The sequence below is a fragment of the Aldersonia kunmingensis genome, from assembly GCF_001646865.1.
Taxonomy (GTDB): Bacteria; Actinomycetota; Actinomycetes; order Mycobacteriales; family Mycobacteriaceae; genus Aldersonia; species Aldersonia kunmingensis.
The window spans coordinates 1-23,318 of record NZ_LRRB01000026.1; the positions used below are offsets into that span (position 1 = coordinate 1).

General features: G+C 67.5%; 23 protein-coding genes. 21 read left to right on the forward strand and 2 right to left on the reverse strand.

Features of this window, described 5'->3' with window-relative positions; genetic code table 11:
• The 15 genes from A8G08_RS02250 to A8G08_RS02320 form a co-directional block, all read left to right on the forward strand.
• The coding region (locus A8G08_RS02250) for a pyruvate carboxylase (RefSeq protein WP_068269556.1) at positions 1–2,851 on the forward strand (2,851 nt) is incomplete at its 5' end.
• Between the two features lie 30 nt (positions 2,852–2,881).
• Positions 2,882–3,502, forward strand: coding sequence for a 16S rRNA (guanine(966)-N(2))-methyltransferase RsmD (gene rsmD / locus A8G08_RS02255; RefSeq protein ID WP_068269558.1), 621 nt, complete (start codon positions 2,882–2,884; stop codon positions 3,500–3,502).
• Between the two features lie 4 nt (positions 3,503–3,506).
• Positions 3,507–3,995 (forward strand): pantetheine-phosphate adenylyltransferase, encoded by a 489-nt coding sequence (coaD, locus tag A8G08_RS02260; protein ID WP_068269560.1) that lies wholly within the window; start codon positions 3,507–3,509, stop codon positions 3,993–3,995.
• Positions 3,996–4,126: 131 nt separating this feature from the next.
• Positions 4,127–4,873: a DivIVA domain-containing protein gene (locus tag A8G08_RS02265; RefSeq protein ID WP_068269593.1), complete on the forward strand. Its 747-nt coding sequence runs from the start codon at positions 4,127–4,129 to the stop codon at positions 4,871–4,873.
• A 55-nt stretch (positions 4,874–4,928) separates the two neighbouring features.
• Positions 4,929–5,744 carry a CPBP family intramembrane glutamic endopeptidase gene (locus tag A8G08_RS02270; RefSeq protein WP_068269563.1) on the forward strand — a complete coding sequence of 272 codons (816 nt, stop codon included), beginning with the start codon at positions 4,929–4,931 and terminating at the stop codon, positions 5,742–5,744.
• 150 nt (positions 5,745–5,894) lie between these two features.
• Positions 5,895–6,476, forward strand: a complete 582-nt coding sequence (locus A8G08_RS02275) for a YceD family protein (protein WP_068269595.1) — start codon at positions 5,895–5,897, stop codon at positions 6,474–6,476.
• A gap of 2 nt (positions 6,477–6,478) precedes the next feature.
• Positions 6,479–6,661, forward strand: a complete 183-nt coding sequence (gene rpmF, locus A8G08_RS02280; protein WP_068269565.1) for a 50S ribosomal protein L32 — start codon at positions 6,479–6,481, stop codon at positions 6,659–6,661.
• A 150-nt stretch (positions 6,662–6,811) separates the two neighbouring features.
• Entirely contained in the window at positions 6,812–7,486 is a 675-nt protein-coding gene (gene rnc, locus A8G08_RS02285; protein ID WP_157108368.1) for a ribonuclease III, read from the forward strand.
• Between the two features lie 10 nt (positions 7,487–7,496).
• The gene (gene mutM / locus A8G08_RS02290; RefSeq protein ID WP_068269567.1) at positions 7,497–8,387 is read left to right on the forward strand and encodes a bifunctional DNA-formamidopyrimidine glycosylase/DNA-(apurinic or apyrimidinic site) lyase; all 891 of its coding nucleotides are present in this window, start codon (positions 7,497–7,499) and stop codon (positions 8,385–8,387) included.
• 136 nt (positions 8,388–8,523) lie between these two features.
• Positions 8,524–9,099 carry a dihydrofolate reductase family protein gene (locus tag A8G08_RS02295; RefSeq protein WP_068269569.1) on the forward strand — a complete coding sequence of 192 codons (576 nt, stop codon included), beginning with the start codon at positions 8,524–8,526 and terminating at the stop codon, positions 9,097–9,099.
• Positions 9,100–9,107: 8 nt separating this feature from the next.
• A complete protein-coding gene (locus tag A8G08_RS02300; protein WP_068269571.1) occupies positions 9,108–10,118 on the forward strand; it encodes a PHP domain-containing protein in 1,011 nt (336 codons plus the stop codon).
• A 46-nt stretch (positions 10,119–10,164) separates the two neighbouring features.
• The gene (locus A8G08_RS02305) at positions 10,165–10,626 is read left to right on the forward strand and encodes an OsmC family protein (RefSeq protein WP_068269573.1); all 462 of its coding nucleotides are present in this window, start codon (positions 10,165–10,167) and stop codon (positions 10,624–10,626) included.
• Positions 10,627–10,646: 20 nt separating this feature from the next.
• A complete protein-coding gene (locus A8G08_RS02310; RefSeq protein WP_068269575.1) occupies positions 10,647–11,327 on the forward strand; it encodes a hypothetical protein in 681 nt (226 codons plus the stop codon).
• A gap of 3 nt (positions 11,328–11,330) precedes the next feature.
• Positions 11,331–12,497: a glutathionylspermidine synthase family protein gene (locus tag A8G08_RS02315; protein ID WP_068269577.1), complete on the forward strand. Its 1,167-nt coding sequence runs from the start codon at positions 11,331–11,333 to the stop codon at positions 12,495–12,497.
• Positions 12,498–12,547: 50 nt separating this feature from the next.
• On the forward strand, positions 12,548–12,997 hold the full coding sequence (locus A8G08_RS02320) for a DUF350 domain-containing protein (RefSeq protein WP_157108369.1): 450 nt from the start codon (positions 12,548–12,550) through the stop codon (positions 12,995–12,997).
• Between the two features lie 28 nt (positions 12,998–13,025).
• Here the strand turns inward: A8G08_RS02320 and A8G08_RS02325 are convergent, their stop codons facing one another.
• On the reverse strand, positions 13,026–14,549 hold the full coding sequence (locus A8G08_RS02325) for an APC family permease (protein ID WP_068269581.1): 1,524 nt from the start codon (positions 14,547–14,549) through the stop codon (positions 13,026–13,028).
• A gap of 46 nt (positions 14,550–14,595) precedes the next feature.
• Between A8G08_RS02325 and A8G08_RS02330 the strand changes: the two genes are divergently transcribed.
• Entirely contained in the window at positions 14,596–14,874 is a 279-nt protein-coding gene (locus A8G08_RS02330; RefSeq protein ID WP_068269583.1) for an acylphosphatase, read from the forward strand.
• A 93-nt stretch (positions 14,875–14,967) separates the two neighbouring features.
• Positions 14,968–18,585, forward strand: a complete 3,618-nt coding sequence (gene smc, locus A8G08_RS02335; RefSeq protein WP_068269585.1) for a chromosome segregation protein SMC — start codon at positions 14,968–14,970, stop codon at positions 18,583–18,585.
• 128 nt (positions 18,586–18,713) lie between these two features.
• On the opposite strand, the gene A8G08_RS02340 is transcribed toward smc, so the two are convergent.
• Positions 18,714–19,103: a DUF2237 family protein gene (locus A8G08_RS02340; RefSeq protein WP_068269587.1), complete on the reverse strand. Its 390-nt coding sequence runs from the start codon at positions 19,101–19,103 to the stop codon at positions 18,714–18,716.
• A 90-nt stretch (positions 19,104–19,193) separates the two neighbouring features.
• On the opposite strand from A8G08_RS02340, the gene ftsY reads away from it, so the two are divergent.
• From ftsY to A8G08_RS02360, 4 genes are all read left to right on the forward strand, one after another.
• Positions 19,194–20,615: a signal recognition particle-docking protein FtsY gene (gene ftsY / locus A8G08_RS02345; RefSeq protein WP_068269588.1), complete on the forward strand. Its 1,422-nt coding sequence runs from the start codon at positions 19,194–19,196 to the stop codon at positions 20,613–20,615.
• 21 nt (positions 20,616–20,636) lie between these two features.
• On the forward strand, positions 20,637–21,239 hold the full coding sequence (locus A8G08_RS02350) for a hypothetical protein (RefSeq protein WP_068269589.1): 603 nt from the start codon (positions 20,637–20,639) through the stop codon (positions 21,237–21,239).
• Positions 21,240–21,337: 98 nt separating this feature from the next.
• The gene (locus tag A8G08_RS02355; RefSeq protein WP_068269591.1) at positions 21,338–22,006 is read left to right on the forward strand and encodes a hypothetical protein; all 669 of its coding nucleotides are present in this window, start codon (positions 21,338–21,340) and stop codon (positions 22,004–22,006) included.
• A gap of 376 nt (positions 22,007–22,382) precedes the next feature.
• On the forward strand, positions 22,383–23,318 hold a 936-nt coding region (locus tag A8G08_RS02360; RefSeq protein WP_157108367.1), incomplete at its 3' end, for an ammonium transporter.

A 23,318-nucleotide genomic window follows, 5' to 3' on the forward strand; every position in this document is an offset into this window, starting at 1 on the left:
ACGCGAGGCCGAATCGGCTTTCGGTGACCCGACGGTATTCCTGGAGCAGGCCGTGGTGGATCCGCGGCACATCGAGGTGCAGATCCTCGCCGACACCCAGGGCAACGTCATCCACCTGTTCGAGCGTGACTGCTCGGTGCAGCGGCGCCACCAGAAGGTGATCGAGCTCGCGCCCGCGCCGAACCTGGATCCAGCACTGCGCGACCGGATCTGCGCGGACGCCGTGGCCTTCGCGAAGCAGATCGGCTACACATGCGCCGGCACCGTGGAGTTCCTGCTCGACAAGCGCGGCAACCACGTCTTCATCGAGATGAACCCGCGAATCCAGGTCGAGCACACCGTGACCGAGGAAGTCACGGATGTCGACCTCGTCCAGTCGCAGCTGCGCATCGCGGCCGGTGAATCACTGGAAGACCTTGGCCTGAGCCAGGATTCGATCGTCCTGCGTGGCGCCGCGCTGCAGTGCCGCATCACGACCGAGGATCCGGCGAACGGCTTCCGGCCCGACACCGGCCGGATCACCGCGTACCGCTCGCCCGGTGGCGCAGGCGTCCGCCTGGACGGCGGAACCACGGTCGGCGCCGAGGTCGGTGCCTACTTCGACTCGATGCTGGTGAAGCTCACCTGTCGCGGGCGGGACTTGCCCGCCGCCATCGCCCGCGCTCGCCGTGCTGTGACCGAGTTCCGGATCCGCGGTGTCGCGACCAACATCCCGTTCCTGCAGGCCGTGCTCGATGATGCCGATTTCCGGAACGGCAACGTGACCACCTCGTTCATCGAGGAACGGCCACATCTGCTGACGCTGCGCACTTCTGCCGACCGTGGCACCAAGATCCTCAACTACCTCGCCGATGTGACGGTCAACAAGCCGCACGGCGAGCGGCCGTCGACGATCTACCCGATCGACAAGCTGCCGGGCACCGACCTCTCGCTCGCGCCGCCGTCCGGATCGCGGCAGCGCCTGCTCGAGCTCGGGCCCGAGGGATTCGCCAAGGCACTGCGCGAGCAGACGGCTCTCGCGGTCACCGACACGACCTTCCGTGACGCTCATCAGTCGCTGCTGGCCACGCGGGTGCGCACCAACGGGCTGCTCAGCGTCGCCAGTCATGTCGCGCGGACCACGCCCGAGCTGCTCTCGATCGAGTGCTGGGGCGGCGCGACCTACGACGTCGCCCTGCGCTTCCTGCACGAGGACCCGTGGGAGCGGCTCGCCGCGCTGCGCGAAGAGGTCCCGAACATCTGCCTGCAGATGCTGCTGCGCGGCCGGAACACCGTGGGCTACACGCCGTACCCGGAGAAGGTCACCCGAGCCTTCATCGACGAGGCGACTGCCACCGGCATCGACATCTTCCGGATCTTCGACGCGCTCAACAACGTTGACCAGATGCGGCCCGCGATCGATGCCGTCCGCGAGACCGGCACCGCGCTCGCGGAAGTTGCGATGAGCTACACGGGCGATCTGTCGAACCCGAACGAGCAGATCTACACGCTGGACTACTACCTGAAGCTCGCCGAGCAGATCGTGGACGCGGGTGCGCATGTCCTCGCGATCAAGGACATGGCCGGATTGTTGCGTGCACCGGCCGCGACCAAGCTGGTCACCGCACTTCGCAGCAACTTCGACCTGCCTGTGCACGTGCACACCCACGACACCCCGGGCGGTCAGCTCGCGACCTACCTTGCGGCGTGGACCGCGGGAGCGGACGCGGTCGACGGTGCCAGCGCGCCGATGGCCGGCACCACCAGCCAGCCCGCGCTATCCGCGATCATCGCTGCTGCGGCCAACTCCGAGTACGACACCGGCATCAACCTGGACGCGGTGTGCGATCTCGAGCCGTACTGGGAGGCGCTGCGAAAGGTCTACTCACCCTTCGAATCCGGGCTGCCCTCGCCGACCGGTCGGGTGTACACCCACGAGATTCCCGGTGGCCAGCTATCGAACCTGCGTCAGCAGGCGATCGCGCTGGGCCTCGGGGACCGGTTCGAGGAAGTCGAGGCGGCCTATGCGGGAGCGGACCGACTGCTCGGCCGGCTCATCAAGGTGACGCCGTCGTCCAAGGTGGTCGGCGACCTCGCCCTCTCGCTGGTGGGCGCCCACGTCGACGTCGAGGACTTTGCCGCCGATCCGGGCCGCTACGACATCCCGGACTCGGTTATCGGCTTCCTGCGCGGCGAACTCGGCACGCCCGCCGCGGGCTGGCCGGAGCCGTTCCGCACCAAGGCACTCGCGGGACGCAGCGAGGCCAAGCCGGAGACTCCGCTGAGCCCGGCCGACGAGGCCGGCCTGTCCGGCACGTCGCTCGAACGCCGCGAGACGTTGAACCGCCTGCTGTTCCCGGGCCCGGCAAAGGAATTCCTGGCGCACCGGGAGAAGTACGGCGACACGTCGCGGCTCTCGGCGAACCAGTTCTTCTACGGCCTCCGGCGCGGCGAAGAGCACCGCGTCCAGCTCGAGAAGGGCGTCACGCTCCTCATCGGCCTCGAAGCGATCTCCGAGGCCGACGAGCGCGGTATGCGAACGGTCATGTGCATCATCAACGGCCAGTTGCGGCCGGTGTCGGTGCGTGACCGGTCGGTCGCGAGCGAGGTCCCGGCGGCCGAGAAGGCCGATCGGAACAACCCCGGCCATATTGCTGCGCCGTTTGCCGGTGTCGTGACCCTGGCGGTGGCCGAGGGCGACAAGATCGCGGCCGGCGACACCATCGGAACCATCGAGGCCATGAAGATGGAGGCGGCAATCACCGCGCCTCGGGGCGGCATCATCGGCCGCCGTGCCATCAGCGCCGTGGCGCAGGTGGAGGGTGGCGACCTGCTGGTCGTCGTCGAGGCAACAGAGTCGGCGGCCGATTAGTTCGGCCGAAACACAGGGGAGCGCGCGAACATGACGCGCATCGTTGCCGGGATTGCCCGCGGGCGGCGCCTACAGGTGCCGCCCGCCGGCACCCGGCCGACCTCGGATCGGGTGCGAGAGGCGCTCTTCAGCGCACTCAACAGCCGGATCGACCTCTACGGCGCCGCGGTGCTCGATCTGTACGCCGGGTCGGGCGCCCTTGGGCTGGAAGCACTCTCCCGCGGCGCGGAGCACGCGCTGCTGGTGGAGTCCAACCGTCGATCGATCGCGGTGCTGCACGCCAATATTGCCGACCTCGGCCTGCCCGGCGCGCAGGTGCGGGCCGGCACGGTTGCTTCCGTGGTTGCCGGGACGCCGACCCGTCCCTTCGACGTGGTGTTCTCGGACCCGCCGTACGCGCTGGCCGGTGAAGCGGTGACCGCGGATCTGGCGGCGCTCATGAAGAACGGTTGGCTGGCACCGTATTCGGTTGTCGCGCTGGAACGTTCGTCACGGACGCCGGAGACCGACTGGCCGGACGGGCTGGTTGCCGAGCCGCCGCGCAAGTACGGCGAAACGAGAATCGAGTTGGCGGTTTTCGAACCCGCCGACGACGCGGCAAACCTGGCGCCGCAGACGGCGGAACCGGCCGAGCGCCCTGATACGGTCTGAGGCCATGACTGGTGCGATCTGCCCGGGTTCGTTCGACCCGGTAACCAACGGCCACCTCGACGTGATCGGCAGAGTCGCCGCACAGTTCGACCGCGTCATTGTCACGGTGATGATCAACCAGAACAAGCGCGGTCTGTTCACCGTCGACGAGCGCATCGAGATGCTCGCCGAATCCACCGCCGACCTGCCGAACGTGGAAGTGGCCGCGTGGCAGGGGCTGCTCGTCGATTTCGCCCGGGAACAGGGTGTCGGCGCGATCGTGAAGGGCCTGCGTGGCGCGAACGACTTCGACTACGAGCTGCAGATGGCGCAGATGAACCAGAAGCTCTCGGGTGTCGACACGTTGTTCGTCGCCACCAATCCCACCTACAGCTACCTGTCGAGTTCACTGGTGAAGGAGGTCGCCAAGTTCGGTGGCGACGTCACCGGCATGCTGCCCGAGCCGGTGCAGAAGCGACTGCTGGCCAGGCTCGCGGAGTCCGCGGGCGGGTAAGCGGCATCACGCAACGACCGGCCGACACACCGCCGCGACAACAGGACGCTCGCCGCTCGGGCGGGCAGACTGGATTGCGACCGGTTCGAAAACGAGCCGGACCGCGGGTCGGGTGACGATTGGGGTATCGCGTGTATCGGGTATTCGAAGCTCTCGATGAGCTTGTGGCCATCGTCGAGGAGGCGCGTGGCATCCCGCCTACTCGCAGTTGCATCGTGCCGCGCGGCGACGTGCTGGATCTGCTCGATGACGTGCGCGAGGCGATCCCGGGTGAACTCGACGACGCGCAGGACGTGCTCGATCACCGCGACCGCCTCGTCGGCGACGCCAAGGAGACCGCGGACAAGACTGTTGACTCGGCGAACTCAGAGGCGCGCCACACGATCGACGGCGCCCGAGAAGAGGCCGACCGGCTCCTTGCCGACGCCAAGGCGCAGGCGGACCGGATGGTGGCCGAAGCATCCGCACATGCCGATGAGCTCGTCGGTGTCGCGCAGAGCGAGGCGCAGCGGCTGACCGCAGATGCCAAGCGGGACTTCGATGCGGTGACCGCGCGTGGTCGCGCCGAGTCGGAACGCATGGTTCAGGCCGGTCAGGCGTCCTACGACCGTTCGGTCGCTGACGGCAAGGCCGAACAGCAGCGCCTCGTCGCCCAGACCGAGGTGGTCCAGGCCGCGCATGCCGAGTCGGCACGGGTCATCGACGCCGCGCACGCCGAATCCGATCGGCTGCGCGACGAGTGCGACCGGTACGTCGACTCCAAGCTCGGCGAGTTCGAAGATCTGCTGTCGAGCACGATGCGCTCGGTCGGCCGCGGCCGGCAGCAGTTGCGCACCGGTGCGGGCAGCGTGGATTACGCCGCAGACATCCGGCGCTGAGCACACCCGCGCTCGCCGACGCGCGAGGCGGCTCGCAGGCTCATAGTCTTGGGCCGTGAGCACTCAAAGCCGACCGACTGGGCCGCGAACCACACGACGAAAACTGTCCTACCTGGCCTTTGCCGTGATCGTCGTCGTGTACTTGGTGATCATTCAGTTCGGTGGTCGTCTCGTCGGTGGGTGGGGCGACGAGGAAGACATCCTGACCACCCGTGGCGTCGTTTTCACGATGCTGATCCCCCTCGGGCTCGCGCTGGCTTTCACCTACGCGGTCATCGCGGTTCTGGGGTGGTGGCACCCGGTGCTCCGGGACGACCGGCCGGTCAGCCGCTGGTTGTGGGTCGTGCCGGGCGTTCTTCTCGTCGTGATCGTCGTGGGGATCGACTACGGCGCCCTCGCGGACAAGGGCTGGGCGTTCGTCATCGTGCTGCTGATCGCAACGCAGTTCGTCGGGTGGGGCGAAGAGGGCATGTTCCGCGGAATCGGTGTCACCGTGCTGCGCGACCACGGACTGCGGGAGCGCCGGGTGGCGCTGTGGTCCAGCCTCATTTTCGGCCTGGTCCACCTGACGAACGTCTTCAGCCACGGTGCTTCCGCAATCGCACAAGCGGTCGTCGTCAGCCTCGCGGGGTACTTCTTATATCTCACTCGCCGGGTCTCGCGCAGCAACGTGCTCAACTCGGTGCTGCACGGACTCTTCGACTTCGCCCTGCTCAGCGGCACCGTGATCCTGATCGACCAGCAGGCCTACCCGGGGGTTTTCGCGCCGATCCTCGCCTACGTGGTGCTGGCTGCGGTGCTGCTGATCAAGCGCCGTGACATCGAGCCGTCCCATCGCACCGACGGCGACGCGGTCGTCGCGTCGGCGTAGGGTCGTCGCCCGCGCGTTTTGGCACCTCAACGCCTCTCGCGTATTGTGGAGTGGTTGCCCAATCCCCGCTCTAACCCCAGGAGTACGAACGTGTCCGCACGCAGCCAGCACCGTCGCGGTGGGTCCGCCCGCCCGGTCGATGCCGACTTTGTGCTGGACACGCTCAGCCTGGGGCGTCGGCCGGGGACGATGCGCACCGTCACGCGGACGTTCTCCGCGCCGGCGCGGATCGGGCTCGATCTCATTGCCATCCCCGAAGGTGCGCAGGTCGATCTCGACCTGACCCTGCAGTCGGTGTCCGAGGGTGTCCTCGTCTCCGGCGAGGTCAATGCACCGCTCGAGGGGGAGTGCGTGCGCTGCCTCGAACCCTTCGAGGACTTGCTCACGCTCTCGCTCACCGAACTGTTCGCCTACCCGGACAGCACGACGGAGCAGACCACCGAGGAAGACGAGATCCCGCGGGTCGTCGATGATCACATCGACCTGGAACCGGTGATCATCGACGCGGTCGGACTGGCGCTGCCGTTGCAGCCGCTGTGCAGTCCCGACTGCCTCGGACTTTGCTCCGAATGTGGCGTTCGCCTGGCGATTGCCGGTTCGGACCATCGGCATGAGACAATGGATCCTCGCTGGGCTGGGCTCGCAGCCAAATTCGGTAGTGGATCCGCCAGCACAGAACCTGAGACTCGAGCTGAAGATGCTCGCCTCGATCCAACCGCGGAGGAGAAGTAGACGTGGCCGTTCCCAAGCGCCGGATGTCGCGTTCCAACACCAGGTCGCGTCGCAGCCAGTGGAAGACCACTGCGCCGACCCTGATCACCTGCCCGAACCGGGGCTGCGGTGAGAAGACGCTGCCCCACACTGCGTGCCCGTCCTGCGGCACCTACAAGGGCCGTCAGGTCGCGTCTGCCATCTAAGTGGTTTCGGCCACGACTCACGTGAGCAGCAGTGAAAGCACCGAACTGCCGACCGCGAATGCGGTGGGCAGTTCGTCTGCATATGGGGCAGGCGATACAGCTACCCCCGAGGTACCAAAGCAGGATCCGCGGGCGTCGCTGATCGAGGCGATGGGTGTCGATATCGGGCCCGAACTCCTCACCCTTGCCCTGACGCACCGGTCCTACGCATACGAGCACGGCGGGCTGCCGACCAACGAGCGGCTCGAGTTTCTCGGTGATTCGGTGCTCGGCCTGAGCATCACCGAGCAGCTGTACCTGAGCCATCCGGAGAAGCCCGAGGGCGAACTGGCGAAGCTGCGCGCGAGCGTGGTGAACATGCATGCGCTCGCCGAAGTCGCGCGCGGGCTCGGCGAAGGCGGTCTCGGCGCCCATCTGCTGCTCGGCAAGGGCGAGGAGCTCACAGGTGGCCGGGACAAGCCGAGCATCCTTGCCGATGGCATGGAGTCGCTCCTCGGCGCCGTCCACCTGCAGCACGGCATCGATGTCGCCCGTCAGGTGATTTCCCGACTGTTCGGCCCGCTGCTCGAGCGCGCCCCGAAGATGGGTGCCGGCCTGGACTGGAAGACCAGCCTGCAGGAACTGACCGCCGAGATCGGCGCGAGCGTGCCCAGCTACGAGATCACCGCGACCGGGCCGGACCATGACAAGGAATTCACGGCCACGGTCATCATCAGCGGCAAGCCGATGGGCTCCGGGATCGGCCGGTCCAAGAAGGAAGCCGAACAGAAGGCGGCAGGCGCGGCCTGGAACGCGCTGTCCGCCGAATCGGACGCCGCGGAGTAGCTCCGCGCCCATGCCTGAACTCCCCGAGGTCGAAGTCGTCCGCCGTGGCCTGGCCGAACACGTTGTCGGGCACCGGATCGACACAGTTGAGGTCCGCCATCCCCGCTCGGTCCGGCGCCACGAGCCGGGCGGCGCCGACCTCGCTGCGCGCCTGAACGGGAGGCACATCGCCGCAGCTCAGCGGCGTGGGAAGTTTCTCTGGCTCGTCCTGGACGACGGCTCGGCAGAACCCGACGAGGCGATCGTCGTCCATCTCGGGATGAGCGGTCAGATGCTCGTGCAGCCGGCCGATGCGCCGCTCGAGAAGCACGCGCACATCCTTGCCACCCTCGATTCGGGCGCGCAGTTGCGCTTCGTCGACCAGCGCACATTCGGCGGTTGGGCACTCGCCTCGCTGGTCGAGGTGGATGGGACGGTCGTGCCCGAGCCGGTCGCCCATATCGCGCGTGACCCGCTCGATGCGTTGTTCGACGTGGAGACAGTGGTGGGTGCGATGCGCCGCAAGCACAGCGAGATCAAGCGCGTGCTGCTGGATCAAACGGTGGTGTCCGGCGTCGGCAACATCTATGCCGATGAGGCGTTGTGGCGGGCCAAGGTCCACGGCGCACGTCTCGCCGATGCACTGACCCGGCCGAAGCTGCGTGCACTCCTCAACGACGTACATGCCGTCATGGGTGAGGCCCTCGCCGTCGGCGGCACGTCCTTCGATTCGCTCTACGTCAATGTCAACGGGCAGTCCGGCTACTTCGAGCGTTCGCTGGCCGTCTACGGCCGCGAGGACTTGCCGTGCCGCCGTTGCGGCGCCGCGATCCGGCGTGAGAAGTTCATGAACCGCTCGTCGTATTCGTGCCCGCGTTGCCAGCCTCGCCCGCGTGCGCAGGGTCACGCGCGTACCGCCTGACCCGCACCCCGCTGAAGGCGGGCTGACCTGGGCAGATCGAACGCCCCACAAAGTCCGGTGCGGCGGACTAACCTCGATGTTGTAGGAGCACAGTCCGTCTCGGTGGCGGATCGTGCACACGTGTCGAGGAGGCACGATGCGCAAACTGACCTACTACGTCGCAACGACACTCGACGGTTTCATTGCCGCCTCGGACGGTTCGGTGGACTTCTTCCCGGTCGGCGGCGACCACGGCCCCGCGATCATGGCGCAGTACCCCGAAACCATCCCGACGAAGGTGCGCGATTCGCTCGGAATCAACACCGAGAACGAAAGCTTCGACACCGTACTGATGGGACGCAAGACGCACGACTTCGGAGTAAAGACCGGCACGTCGAGTCCGTACTCGCATCTGCGCCAGTACGTGGTGTCGACGACGTTGCTCGAGCGTCCGGCCCCCGATGTCGAAGTCGTTTCCGACAACCCGTTGGGCAAGGTTCGAGAACTGAAAGCCGAAGCAGGACTGGGTATCTGGCTGTGCGGCGGCGGCGAACTCGCGCATCATCTGTTGCCGGAGATCGATCAGATCTATCTCAAGCTCTACCCGGTCGTGCTCGGCAGCGGTCGCCCGATCTTCGGGCATGGCTCCGGCGTCGACCCCATCAATTTCCACGTGATCAGCAGCCGGGTGTTCGCGGACGGCGTCGCGTTCATCAAATACAGCAGGTCTTGACCCCGCGTATGGATCCGGTCGACGCGCTGCGCGAGATTGGGTTCTGGCTGGAACGCTCACGCGCGGAAACCCATCGGGTCAAGGCGTTCCGGCGTGCAGCCGATGTCGTCGCCGGGCTGACCGACGCTCAGCGCGACACCCATCGCAACGCGCACAGCTGGGCAACGTTGGCCGGTATCGGGCCCAAGACCGCGGCCGTCATCGAGCAGGCCAACGCGGGGGAGGTGCCCGGTTACCTCGCGGAGCTTCGTGCCGCGGCGGAACCGATCGGTCCCGACGGCGCCGAATTGCGTACCGCGTTGCGTGGCGATCTGCACACCCACTCGAACTGGTCCGACGGTGGGAGCCCGATCGAGGAGATGATGCGCAGCGCGATGGATCTGGGCCACGACTACTGGGCGCTCACCGATCATTCGCCGCGTCTCACCGTCGCCAACGGGCTGACCGCGAAGCGGCTGCGCGAGCAACTCGACATCGTCGCGGAGCTGAATTCGAAGGTCGCGCCCTTCCGGATCCTCACCGGCATCGAGGTGGACATCCTCGACGACGGTTCGCTCGATCAGCAGGAGGACCTGCTCGCCGAGCTCGATCTGGTCGTCGCGAGCGTGCATTCGAACCTGCGCGCCGACGCGGACACGATGACCGAGCGCATGGTCACCGCCATCGCGAACCCGCATGTCGACGTGCTCGGCCACTGCACCGGGCGGCTCGTTACCGGAGGTCGGGGCACACGGCCGGAGTCCAAATTCGACGCGGAGGTGGTGTTCGAAGCGTGCCGCCAGTTCGACACCGCGGTGGAGATCAACTCGCGGCCCGAACGGCGCGATCCGCCGTCACGACTCATCGACCTCGCGCTCGAACGGGGCTGCCTGTTCGCGATCGACACCGATGCCCATGCTCCGGGGCAGCTCGACTGGCAGGGCTACGGATGCGAGCGTGCGGTGGCACGGAGTGTGCCGGCCGAGCGGATCGTGAATACCTGGGCGCTCGATGAACTGCTGGAGTGGACGGGACGGTAGCCAGCCTGCGGCGGCGGGCCTGTACAGACTCCTTAGGATCGTCGTCATGACCGAACAGACCACCGGCGCGGCCGCGGCGCCGCAGAGTGCGCCCACCACAACCGAACTGTGGGTGGAACGGACCGGAACGCGTAGCTACACCGGACGGAGCTCGCGCGGCGCCGAGGTGCTCATCGCCCCGGAGAGCGTGCAGGGTGCATTCACTCCCGGCGAGCTGATGAAGATCGCGCTCGCCGCCTGCAGTGGCCTGTCCGCGGACTTCCCGCTGTCGCGCCGGCTCGGTGACAACTTCGATGCGACGATCCGGGTGTCCGGCGCCGCCGATCGCGAGAACGAGACCTACCCGCACCTGCAGGAAGTCTTCGAACTCGACCTTTCCGAACTCGACGAGGCGACCCGGGAGCGCCTGCTCACAGCGGTCGAGCGCGCGATTGACAAGGTATGTACGGTAGGCCGGACACTGAAGGCCGGCACGAAGGTCGATCTCTCCTTCGACATCGACGCCTGAGTCGAAGGGAGGGGGGATCGATGAGCTCGGACGACGAGCAGCAGCCAGGCGGCGGTCCGCAGCAGCCCGACGGTGGTGCCGATAAGCCCGGCACGCCGAGCGGTGCTGATGGGCCCGCCACGCCGGCCGGTGCTGATGGGCCCGGCACGCCGGCCGGTGGCCAGCCTCCTGCAGGGCAGCCCGAACAGCAGGCGCCCCGGCGCGGGAAGATCGGCCGCCAGGAACCCGGAGTTACTCAGCCACGCCAGCCGACGGTCGGCGAGGCCAGGGCCCGGCAGCAGGCGCGTAAGAAACAGGCCGAGCTCGAGCGCATCCAGCGCGAGCACGCCGCGCGCCGGAAGAAGCGCAACCGCAGGCTGATCGGCGGCGCGGCCGTTGTCGGTGTCGTCGCCGTCGTCGCGGTCGGCTACAAGGTGCTGTCCGCACACGAAAACGTCACCGCGCGCTGCGTCGTGATGGAAGACGGCCGCGAAGTCGTCGTCGAGGACCGCTACTGCGGTGGATCGCCGGGCATGAACGGCATCTTCATCGTGGGCGGTAGCCAGTACCGGTACTACTACGGCGGCACCGGCACGATCGGCCAGTCCCCGACCGGGGGCAGCACGGTCAAACCCAAGGGGGCAGAGATCAAGACCTCGTCGGGCACGACGGTCCAGCGTGGCGGTCTGGGCGCCAAGGTCGGCGGAAGCAGTGGGTCGTAACTGATGCGGCGCATACATCGCAGCCCGCGCAACGGGTGGGAGACCATCGTCGAAGCGCAGGGCCTGGTTTACGGCACTCCGGCGCGGGACGGCAGCGGAAACGCGCGGCCTTACTGGGACGAGTCGGTGCACTACGAGTTCGACATGGACGAGATTCTCGCCCTCGAAGCGGATGTCGAAACGCTGCACTCGATGTGCTTGAACGCGGTCGAGCAGGTCGTGCTGTTGGAGCGGTACAAGGATTTCGGTCTGCCGGAATGGAGTTGGCCGCATATCGCCGAGTCCTGGCGGCGCAGCGATCCCCATGTGTACGGGCGCTTCGACCTCCGCTACGACGGACGCCGGCCCGCGAAACTGCTCGAGTACAACGCCGATACGCCGACCACAGTGCTCGAGGCCGCGATCCTGCAGTGGCATTGGCTGACCGACCTCTACCCCGACGACGATCAGTGGAACTCGTTGCACGAGAAGCTGGTAGAGCGCTGGAGTGAGGTCAAGGACATATTGCCCGGCTCGGACCTGCACTTCACCTGGTCGTCGGCCGACGCATCCGGCGAGGACAATGTCACCGCCGCCTATCTGCAGGAGACCGCGGCGGAGGCGGGATTCGACACGATCGCGCTTGCGATCGAGGAGGTCGGATTCGACACCGAGCTGGGCCGCTTCGTCGATCTCGCCGAGGCCCCGATCGAGTCGATCTTCAAGCTGTACCCGTGGGAGTGGGTGCTCGACGACGATTTCGGCAAGCGGGTCGTGGAGAGCCTGCCGGCCACCATGTGGATCGAACCGCTGTGGAAAACGCTGCTGAGCAACAAGGCGATCCTCGCGGTCCTGTGGGAGATGTACCCCGGGCACCCGAACCTCTTGCCCGCCTTCCTCGATGATCCCGGCATGCTCACCGAGTACATCCGCAAGCCCAAACTCGGCCGCGAGGGCGCGAACATGTCGATCGTCGGCGGTGGGTTCGAGACCGCGACCGGCGGTATCTACGGCGAAGAAGGCTACGTCTACCAATTGCTCGACCCGCTACCCGAATTCGACGGGATGCGGCCCGCGCTCGGCGCCTGGATCGTCGGAGACGAATCCGCCGGGCTGGGGATTCGTGAGACCTCCGGCTTGATCACCGATGATGGCGCGGCTTTCGTGCCGCACCGGATTCCCAAGAGCTGACCGCACCCGCACTGCCTCACACACCGAAAACCGAACGGAGACAATGAATGATCGCGAATCTGGCACTCGAGGAGGGCTTCTGGCGCCTGCTGGGCCGCGGCTCGTACGCGATCGCGCTCTACGCCCTCGTTGGGCTCGGTCTGATGACCGTGGGTTTCTTTGCGATCGATCTGACCACGCCGGGCAACCTGCGGCAGATGGTGCGTGACGGCAAGCCGAACGCCATCATCGTCACCTCCGCCGGGCTGATCAGCATGGCGTTCATCGTCGTGCTCGCGATCTTCTCCTCGGCGGGCAAGCTGTCCGAGGGGCTGATCGCCTCGATCGTCTGGGGCCTCGTTGGTATCGGCGCGCAGATCATTTCGGTCCGCGTCATCGAGAAGGTGACCGGGATCGACATCGGTCGGGTGATCCTGGCCGACAAGTACGTGCCCGAGGTGCTGCTCGTCGCGGCGGCGCATTTCGCGCTCGGCCTCGTGGTCGCCTTCGCAATCCTGTAGTAGTTACCCGCGCCGGTTCTCGGCCGGGTCAGGCCCGCGACTCGTCGAGCGCGGGCAGCTGCCGGTCGAGCCGTTCGCCGCGGAAGTACGCGGGCATGCGCAGCTTGGTGAGTAGGTACAGCGGGATGCCCAGCAGCAGCCCGCCGACGCCGAGCAGGAACACCGATCCGATCGTCACGTCCGTAAACGGAAGCGTCAGAGCGGTTTCGCCGAAGTCGGCCGCCCACGACGTCACTCCCGTCCACACGGTCGCGAAGATGAGCATCGCCCCGCCGAGTCCGGGCAGCACGCCGCGGATCATCGCTACGCGGGCATTGGATCGAAGTTCGTGGCGATACAGCCACACGCAGGCCAGCCCGGTCAGGGCGTAATAGAAGCCGACCGAGATGCCGATCGCCGAGACCGCATCGATGACGAGCAGGCCGCCGGACGTCACGTCCAGCAGCACGTAGAGCACGACCGACAGCGCACCGAACACAATGGTCGACACGGTCGGTGTGCGGAAGCGCGGGTGCACCCGGCCGAACGCCGCCGGAAGTGCGCCGTGCACCGCCATGGAGAAGGTGGTCCGCGAGGTCGGCAGGATCGTGGTCTGGGTGCTCGCGGCCGCCGAGGTCAGCACCATCACGATCAGCAGGTTGACCAGCACCTCGCCGATCGGTCCCGACCCGAACACCGCACCGCCCAGCGCGCCGAGCACGTCGTCGACATGCTCGGGGTTGGCCAGGCCGATGCCGTCGGTGCCGACGCCGGCGAACGCCTGCGCGGCCATGGTCACCAAGATGTAGAGCGCCACGAGCGCGATCGTCGAGACGACCGCCGAGCGTCCGGGCGTGCGCCGGGGGTCGACGGTCTCCTCGTTGACCGACACCACCGAATCCCAGCCCCAGTAGATGAACACCATCAGCAGCGTCGCGTTGACGAACGTCGAGAACGAGTCGATCGCGAACGGGTTGAACCAACTCCAGTCCGGGGTGATCGCCTGCGCGCCGGCGTCACCCAGTGCCACCCGGACCAGCGCCACGACCGCGAACACCACCAGCATCAGCACCTCGATCGACAGCAGCACCCGCTGCAGCCGGGCCGAGAGATCGATGCCGCGCACGGCGACCCAGGTCATCGCGACGATGTAGGCGACGCCGAGGCTGAGCACCCAAGGATTCGACGGGTCTCCGCCGATCCCGTCGGCGCCGAACAACAGGAAGGTGTACTGCGCGCTCACCTGGGCGAGGCTGGCCATCACCAGCAGGTCTGCGACCACGATCGCCCAGCCGGACATCCAGCCCGTGAACGGACCGAAGGCGCGGGTGGCCCACACGAACGTGGTGCCGGCATCCGGGTCGGCGGTGTTGAGTTCCCGGTAGCCGATCGCGACGAGCAGCATCGGCACGAACGCGATGATCACGATGATCGGTGTCTGCAGGCCGACCGCGGCGACAATCAGGCCGAGGGTCGCGGTGATGCTGTAGGCGGGTCCCGCCGATGCGACGCCGATGACAACGCTTGACCCGAACGAGAGTGCGCCTGCGCGCAGCTTGCCACCGGTTGACATGCGGCAAGGCTAGTTTCGCCTGTTGTCGCCGGTAGGCTCAGCCCCTATGTCGTCCGACACGCGCCTCACCGCCTGGGTGCACGGATACGTGCAGGGCGTGGGGTTTCGGTGGTGGACGCGGTCGCGGGCGCTCGAACTCGGGCTGACCGGTCATGCCACCAACACCCGGAACGGGCGCGTCCAGGTGGTAGCCGAGGGGCCGCGAGAGCAGTGCGAGCGGCTGCTGACGCTGCTGCGGTCGGGCGACACGCCGGGCCAGGTCGATCTGGTAGTCGAGGATTGGGCCGAACCTACCGGGCAATACACGGGTTTCGAGGAACGCTGAACGGCAGATGACTGCCGAGTTGACGCAGTGCGCGGGTGCGGACGAGACCAGCCGGTAATCTGACGGCACTATGCCCCTTGCCATGGTCGCGATATGCACCTGAAAAGCCTTACTCTCAAGGGCTTCAAGTCCTTCGCATCGGCAACGACCTTGCGGTTCGAGCCCGGTATCACCTGTGTGGTTGGCCCCAACGGTTCCGGCAAATCGAACGTCGTCGACGCGCTGACCTGGGTAATGGGCGAGCAGGGTGCCAAGGCCCTGCGCGGCGGCAAGATGGAAGACGTCATCTTCGCCGGCACCGCAGGCCGTGCACCGCTCGGTCGCGCCGAGGTGACGCTGACAATCGACAACTCCGACGGCGCCCTGCCGATCGAGTACTCCGAGGTCTCGATCACCCGGCGGATGTTCCGCGACGGCGCGGGCGAATACGAAATCAACGGCAACGCCTGCCGTCTAATGGACGTGCAGGAACTGCTCAGCGACTCCGGCATCGGCCGGGAAATGCATGTCATCGTCGGCCAGGGACAGCTCGCAGCGATCCTCGAATCCCGTCCCGAAGACCGCCGCGCCTTCATCGAGGAGGCAGCGGGGGTCCTCAAGCACCGCAAGCGCAAGGAAAAGGCGCTGCGCAAGCTTGATGCGATGCAGGCCAACCTGGCGCGTCTCACCGACCTCACCGCGGAATTGCGCCGCCAACTCAAGCCGCTCGGCCGCCAGGCCGAGGTCGCACGGCGGGCGCAGACCGTGCAGGCCGATCTGCGTGACGCCCGGCTGCGGCTGGCCGCCGACGACCTGGTCACGCGACGAACCGAGCTTGCCGGGACCGCGGAGCAGGAGAAGCTTGCGCGCGAGCAGCAGGCAGCGACCCAGTACGAGCTCGAGCACGCCGAGGGGATGCTCGCCGAGCAGGAACGCGAGCTCGCGCGCCTGACGCCGAGCGCCGAGGCGGCGGGGCAGACCTGGTTCCAGCTGTCCGCGCTCGCCGAACGCGTGAACGCCACTGTGCGGATCGCGAAAGAGCGGGCCCGCCACCTCGATTCCGACCCGGTCGCTGACAGCGGGCGGGACCCCGAGCAGCTCGAGGCCGAGGCCGAGCGGGTCGAGATGGAAGAGGCCGAGCTCGACGCGGTGGTCGAATCCGCGGCGATTTCGCTCGAAGCCGCCAAGGACGAGTTGGCGGTGCGGGAAAGCGCCGCCTCGGCCGCGGAACACGCACATATGGCCGCGGTGCGGGCCATCGCCGACCGTCGCGAGGGCCTGGCCAGGCTCGCCGGCCAGGTCGAAACCCTGCGCATGCGGGCGCAGTCGGTCGACGCCGAGGTCGCGCGCCTTTCGCACTCGATCGCGGAGGCGCGGCACCGCCGCGACGCCGCCCAGGCCGAGTTCGACACCGTGCAGACAAACCTCGGCGACCTCGACTCGAACGAGCTCGGGCTCGACACTCGGCACGAGCACGCGGTCGAGGCGCTCGCGCTCGCCGACGCGCGGGTGGACGAGCTGCGCGCGGAGGAACGCGAATCGGTGCAGCTGGTCGCCTCGCTCGGCGCGCGGATCGACGCGCTGTCGATGAGCCTCGGCGTCCGCGACGGTGCCGGCTGGCTGGTGAAACACCGATCCGACGCGGTGCTCGGCCCGCTGGCGCATCAGATCCGGGTCGAGACGGGCTACGAAGCTGCCGTCGCCGCCGCGATGGGACCCGCAGCAGAGGCGATCGCCGTCGCCGGCGCCGACATCGCGCGCGATGCGGTGCAGGCACTCAAGGACGCCGACGCCGGGCGCGCCTCGATTGTTTTCGGTGGCTCAGTGGCGCCGGCCGCTGCGACGCGGCCGGAGCTACCCCCGGGCGCACGCTGGTTGCTCGACGTCGTCGGATGCCCGGAGTCGTTGCGCGCCGGCCTATCCGGGCTTCTCGCCGGTATTGCCGTGGTACCCGATCTTTCGGCCGCGCTCGCCCTGATCGAGCGCGACCCGGCCGTCCGCGCAGTCACTCGCGAAGGCGACCTGGCCGGTGCCGGGTGGATCGCCGGTGGATCGGATCGTGCGCCGAGCCAGATCGAGGTCCAGGCCGAAATCGATACCGCCCGAACCGGTTTGCAGGCAGCGCAGCGGCGTGCCGAGGGGCTGGATGCGGCGCTGTCGGGCGCGCTCGCCGAGCAGAACGACCGCCGTTCCTCCGCCGAACAGGCGCTCGCCGAGCTGCACGAATCCGACCGCGCGGTTGCCGCGATCTACGAGCAGCTCGGTCGACTCGGGCAGGCCGCACGTCTCGCACAGTCCGAGGCCGAGCGGCTGACCACCCAGCGCGCCGACGCCGAGTCCGGCCGCGAGGAAACCCTGGCCGCACTCGCCGACCTGGAGGACCGGCACCGTGCCGCGCAGGAGGAGCAGGACGAGCTCGACGACTCCGCTGCGGACGCCGGTGCGGAATTCACCGCCCGCGAACGTGAGGACGCAGCCGCGGCGCTCGCCGAGGCGCGGACCATGGAGGTGGAAGCGCGCCTTGCTATGCGGACCGCCGAAGAACGCGCGGAATCGATTCGCGGCAAAGCGGATTCGCTGCGCCGTGCCGCCGGCGCCGAGCGCGCCGCGCGAGCCAGGGCCGAGCGCGCACAGCTCGCGCGCAAGCATGCCGCGGCAGTGGCCGCCGCGGTCGCGGAATCGGGCCAGCGTGTCGCTGAGCATCTCGATGAGGTTGTCGCGCACGCGATTTCGCATCGTGACGAGCTGGTCGCGGAGCGTACCGAGCGGGCCGGGCAGCTCGATCAGGTCAAGGAGCGTGTGCGCCTGCTCAGCGCGCAACTATCCGCGTTCACCGACGCCATGCACCGCGACGAGATGGCAAAGGCGCAGGCGGCCTTGCGAATCGAACAGCTCGAGGAGTCGATCTCGGAGCAATTCGGCATCGGGCTCGACGACCTGATCAACGAGTACGGCCCGGATGTGTCGCTGCCACCGAGTGCTCTGGAGATGGCCGAGTACGAGCAGGCCAAGGAGCGTGGCGAACAGGTCGTCGCTCCCGCGCCGATGCCGTACGACCGGGCGACCCAGGAACGCCGGGCGAAGCAGGCGCAGAAGGATCTCACCACGCTCGGCAAGGTGAATCCGCTTGCGCTGGAAGAGTTTGCCGCGCTCGAGGAGCGCTACACCTTCCTCTCCACCCAGCTCGAGGACGTCAAGAACGCGCGCAAGGACCTGCTCGAAGTGGTCGCGGAAGTGGACGAGCGCATCCTGCAGGTGTTCACCGAGGCGTACGCCGATGTCGAGCGCGAGTTCGTGCAGGTGTTCAACACGCTGTTCCCTGGCGGCGAGGGTCGCCTGCTGCTCACCAACCCGTCGGACATGCTCACCACCGGCATCGAGGTGGAGGCCCGTCCGCCGGGCAAGAAGGTCAAGCGCCTCTCGTTGCTGTCCGGTGGCGAGAAGTCGCTCACCGCGGTCGCGCTGCTCGTGGCGATCTTCCGTGCCCGGCCGTCCCCGTTCTACGTCATGGACGAAGTCGAGGCCGCGCTCGACGACACCAACCTGCGCCGGCTGATCTCGCTATTCGAGCAGTTGCGCGAGCGTTCGCAGCTGATCGTCATCACGCACCAGAAGCCGACGATGGAGGTCGCCGACGCGCTATACGGTGTGAGCATGCGCGGCGACGGCATCACCACGGTGATCTCGCAGCGGATGCGCGGCGCGAATCTGGTTGGCGCACCGGCGGGTTAGCCCGAAGGAGTGAACGGAAGTTCAGTTGCGTTGGACGGGACGAACGATCCGTTCACCCCGCTGAGCGCAACGGATCTTCCATCCACAATGTGGGACGGGTGACCGAACCACGCTGCGCGAGCCTCACCTCAGAGCAGTCCGCCGATATCGTCGGGAACGTCGACCGCGTTGGCCCGCAGGTCGTCGAGGGAGACCACTTCGAGCGCGCGCTCGTGGGTCGCGGCGAGCACGACCGGCGCTGCCACGCCGTCGTCACAGGCCTGCTGCCAGCGCGCCGCGACGACGCACCAGCGGTCACCGGGATTGAGGCCGGGAAACATGAATTCCGGTCGCGGCGTGCTCAGGTCGTTGCCGGCGCTGGCCTGATACTGGAGGAACTCCGACGTCACAACCACGCACACGGTGTGGCTACCCACGTCCTCGGGGCCGCTGGCGCAGCACCCGTCGCGGTAGAAACCCGTCATAGGGTCCGTGCCGCACTCTTCGAGTGGGCCGCCCAACACGTTGCGCTGCGACACGCCGGTGATGCTACGCCGGACTGGCGGTGCTGCGCGCTGCTCATTCCACCGGCGCGTCCGCGGGGGAGTTGCTGATGGAAGGATGACCGTGTGACTGCCGAAGCTTGGATTCTCATTGCCGTCGTCGCGGCGCTGCTCCTCGTCGCGCTGGTAACCGGTGGCGTGCTTTATCGCCGCCGGCGAATCTCGCTGACCGCGCCCGAGAAGCCGACGGGCGAGATCGCGGACAAGTCGGGCGGCTACCAGGCCGGCGGCGGGTTCTCGTTCAGCCAGGGTGGCACCGCGACCGCCCCGCCACCCGCACCGGCGGGGGAGCGAACCGAGACCGACGGGCAGCCGGGCGTCGGCGACGACGCCTCGATCCCACGCGACGCACCGCGGCGTGGCATCACCGAGGTGCGGCTCCCGGAGCCGCCCGTCGAGGACACCCCGACGGCACCTTCGGTGACCGACGAGGTCAGCGCACCTCCGGTCGAGGAGTCCACCGCACCCGAGGCGCAGATCGCCGAGGCGCCTGTCGAGGCTCCGCCCGTGGAGGCGCCGACCGAGCCCGAGCCCGAAGCACCGGTACCCGCGCGCATCGAGGAGATTGCTCCCACCGAGGGCCGGCTCGACCGGCTGCGCGGGCGGCTGTCCCGCTCGCAGAACGCCGTCGGCAAGAGCCTGCTCGGTCTGCTCGGCGGCGGCGACCTCGACGAGGACTCGTGGGAAGAGGTCGAGGACACGCTGCTGATTGCCGACCTCGGCACCACGGTCACCACAGCGGTCGTGACCAAGCTGCGCGAGGAGATGGCCTCGCGCAGCATTCGCACCGAGGCGCAGGCGCGTGAGCTGCTGCGCGAGGTGCTCATCGAGCAGTTGCATCCCGATCTCGACCGGTCGGTCCGCGCGCTGCCGCACGACAACCACCCGTCGATCCTGTTGGTCGTCGGCGTAAACGGCACCGGCAAGACCACCACCACCGGCAAGCTGGCGCGCGTGCTCGTCGCGGACGGCCGGCGCGTGCTGCTCGGTGCCGCCGACACGTTCCGTGCTGCCGCCGCCGATCAGCTGCAGACCTGGGGCGAGCGGGTCGGCGCCGAGACCGTGCGCGGCAAAGAGAATGCCGACCCGGCCGCGGTGGCATTCGACGCCGTGAGCAGGGGCATCGAAGACGCCGTGGACGTCGTGGTTATCGACACCGCGGGACGGTTGCACACCAAGACCGGCCTGATGGACGAGCTCGGCAAGGTCAAGCGCGTCGTGGAGAAGCGTGCCGCGGTGGACGAGGTGCTGCTCGTACTCGACGCGACGGTTGGGCAGAACGGCCTCGTTCAGGCCCGGGTTTTCGCCGAGGTCGTGGACATCACTGGTGTCGCGCTGACCAAGCTGGACGGCACCGCCAAGGGCGGCATCGTCTTCCAGGTCCAGCAGGAACTCGGCGTTCCGGTCAAGCTCGTCGGTCTCGGCGAGGGCGCCGACGATCTGGCCCCGTTCGAGCCGGCGGCGTTCGTCGACGCCCTGCTCGGCTGAGCGGGCGGCAGTCGAACAGGAATGGAAGAACTCTCCCTCGCGGATTTCGCAGCGCGTGTGCTCGGCGTATCGGCAGCCCCTGACCGGATTGCCGGTGTGATCGCGCAGATCGTCGGTGACAGCGTCGAAATCCGGGATCAACGGGTCGGTCCCAATGGCATCGGCATCGCCACGGCGGTCGGTGCACCGGGCGAGATCGAGGCGTTTCGCAGTTCGAATTCGGACTGGGACGTCGAGGTGATGGTCCCTGTGCATCTCAGGGTGAAGGTGCGCCTAGCCGGGACCGTCGTCCGATACCGCATCGACGTGCGCGTACATACCCACATCCGGCTGGTGCCGGTGCCGCCCTGCGCGGTGTTCGTCGACGTCGCGGATATCGGCCGCGAACATGTCGACGCCGTAGTCGATCCCAACGGAATTCCCTCACGCATCCTCGGCAGGGTTGGAAAGGTCAATTCCGTGGTAGGTGACAAGGTAGTGGCCTACATCAACGAGTTGTTCGAGAGTCCGGAAGTGCTCGAGCTTCGCCGGATCGACGTCGCGCGCATGATCGACCGCGCGTGGGACGCCGGATTCGTCGTCGAGCCTTCCGCGCTGCCATCGCTGCGCGAGGGGAGTGCCTGATGATCTAGCCGACTGCGGCGATATTCAGTTCGACAGATTCGACTGCCCGATTCGACGACCCGACCAGGGTCGACACTTTCGAGGAACAGGAGTCCCGATTGAGTACCAGCAGCAAATCCAGCCGGACCCGCCGGTTGTTTGTCAGCATCGCCGCGGCAGCGGCTTCGCTCGCCGTTCTCGCGGCCCCAACTGCCACCGCCGCGCCCACGGCACCGGCACCGGCAACCATCGACTGGAATGACGCCGCGCTGAAACTGCGCGGCGCGGCCACCGGAAATCCGACGGCCGAGGCCGCGATGGACCGGTTGCTCACCTCGTCCAAGCAGGAGTTGCGCCAGGACGCCGCGTTGCCGGCTCAGGTCTTCCAGATCCCCGCCTACTCACAGCAGGGCCGGATGGATGGCGTGAGCGGACAGGTCTACGGCTCCGGAATCGCGCTCGGTCTCGGCGGATTCCGGTTCGGCATCTTCGGCGGACCGGGCACGTTCGCCCCGAACCAGACCGGCGCCAAGATGGAAGTTCTGTGGTTCAACCTGGCCAACGGCGAGTCGGGCACCGCGGTGCTCAACGAGCATCAGGACATCATCATCGACACCACGCTGCGGTCGAAGGACCTCTCCGGCATCTCCAACGGCACTATCGTCGCTGCGGTCTACGGGTCCGCGTGGCACCGCTGGCCGGTACCTGTCGACAAGGAGCACCCGGACGGTTTCGCCTACCACAAGGCTGAGCTCTGGTTCCCGTCGCTCGGTGCGGTAATCAAGTAGCGCAACGGTTTTCCGTGAGGTCCCGCGACATCGCGGGGCCCTCACGTCTCACTATCAAGGGGCGTGAGCCGTGAGGTAAGGTGGCGCGGCGGTCCGCCCCGGGCCACTCCGATTGATGCGGTTCCGGCGGCATTGCTCGGTGCAATCGCGGCAAAGTCGCGCACGTGCTGCGGGAATGCCAAATTGGTCGCCTGACCAGCAATTCCGTGCGACGGCCTAGTCTCCGGCCGCCGAGGAAATCCACCCGAAACACTCCAGGGCAATGCGTTCACATGCGTGAAACACATTGGCGTCACAGATGAAACACCGAGTGAGCACCCTTCTCCTCAGGTCTTCAGCCGCACTCGGCTGAGGCTGACAACGAGGAGGCAGGCAGGTGGATTCGTTCCCCGTAATCGGCGCCCCCGACGCCGGTGACACAGCATGGATGCTGGCGAGCGCAGCGCTCGTATTGCTCATGACCCCGGGTCTGGCGTTCTTCTATGGCGGCATGGTGCGCGCCAAGAACGTCTTGAACATGATCATGATGAGTATTGGCGCAATGGGTATCGTCACGATCCTGTGGGCGCTGTACGGATTCTCCGTCGCCTTCGGTAACAACAAGGGCAACCTGATCGGTGACCCGTGGCAGTACTTCGGCCTCAAGGATGTGTTCGGCGGTAGCTACCTCGCCAGCACGGATCCGGTCTCCGACGCGGCGATCCCGCTGGCGGGCACCATCCCGCTGACGGTCTTCGTCGCCTTCCAGTTGATGTTCGCGATCATCACAGTCGCCCTGATCTCGGGCGCGGTCGCCGACCGCCTCAAGTTCGGCGCCTGGATCGCGTTCGCCGGTCTGTGGGCCACGATCGTGTACTTCCCGGTCGCGCACTGGGTGTTCGCTTTCGACGGCTTCACGGGTGAATACGGCGGCTGGATCGCCAATGACCTGAAGGCCATCGACTTCGCCGGTGGTACCGCGGTCCACATCAACGCCGGTGTCGCCGGCCTGGTCCTCGCGCTCATCCTCGGCAAGCGTGCCGGCTGGCCGACCACGCCGTTCCGTCCGCACAACCTGCCGTTCGTCATGCTGGGCGCCGCGCTCCTCTGGTTCGGCTGGTACGGCTTCAACGCCGGTTCCGCGGTCGGTGCGAACGGCATCGCCGGTGCCACCTTCCTCACCACCACGATCGCCACCGCTGCCGCGATGATCGGCTGGCTCGTGACGGAGAAGATCCGCGACGGCAAGCCCACCTCGCTAGGCGCCGCGTCCGGCATCGTCGCGGGTCTGGTCGCGATTACACCCTCGTGTTCCTCGGTGAACGCCCTCGGC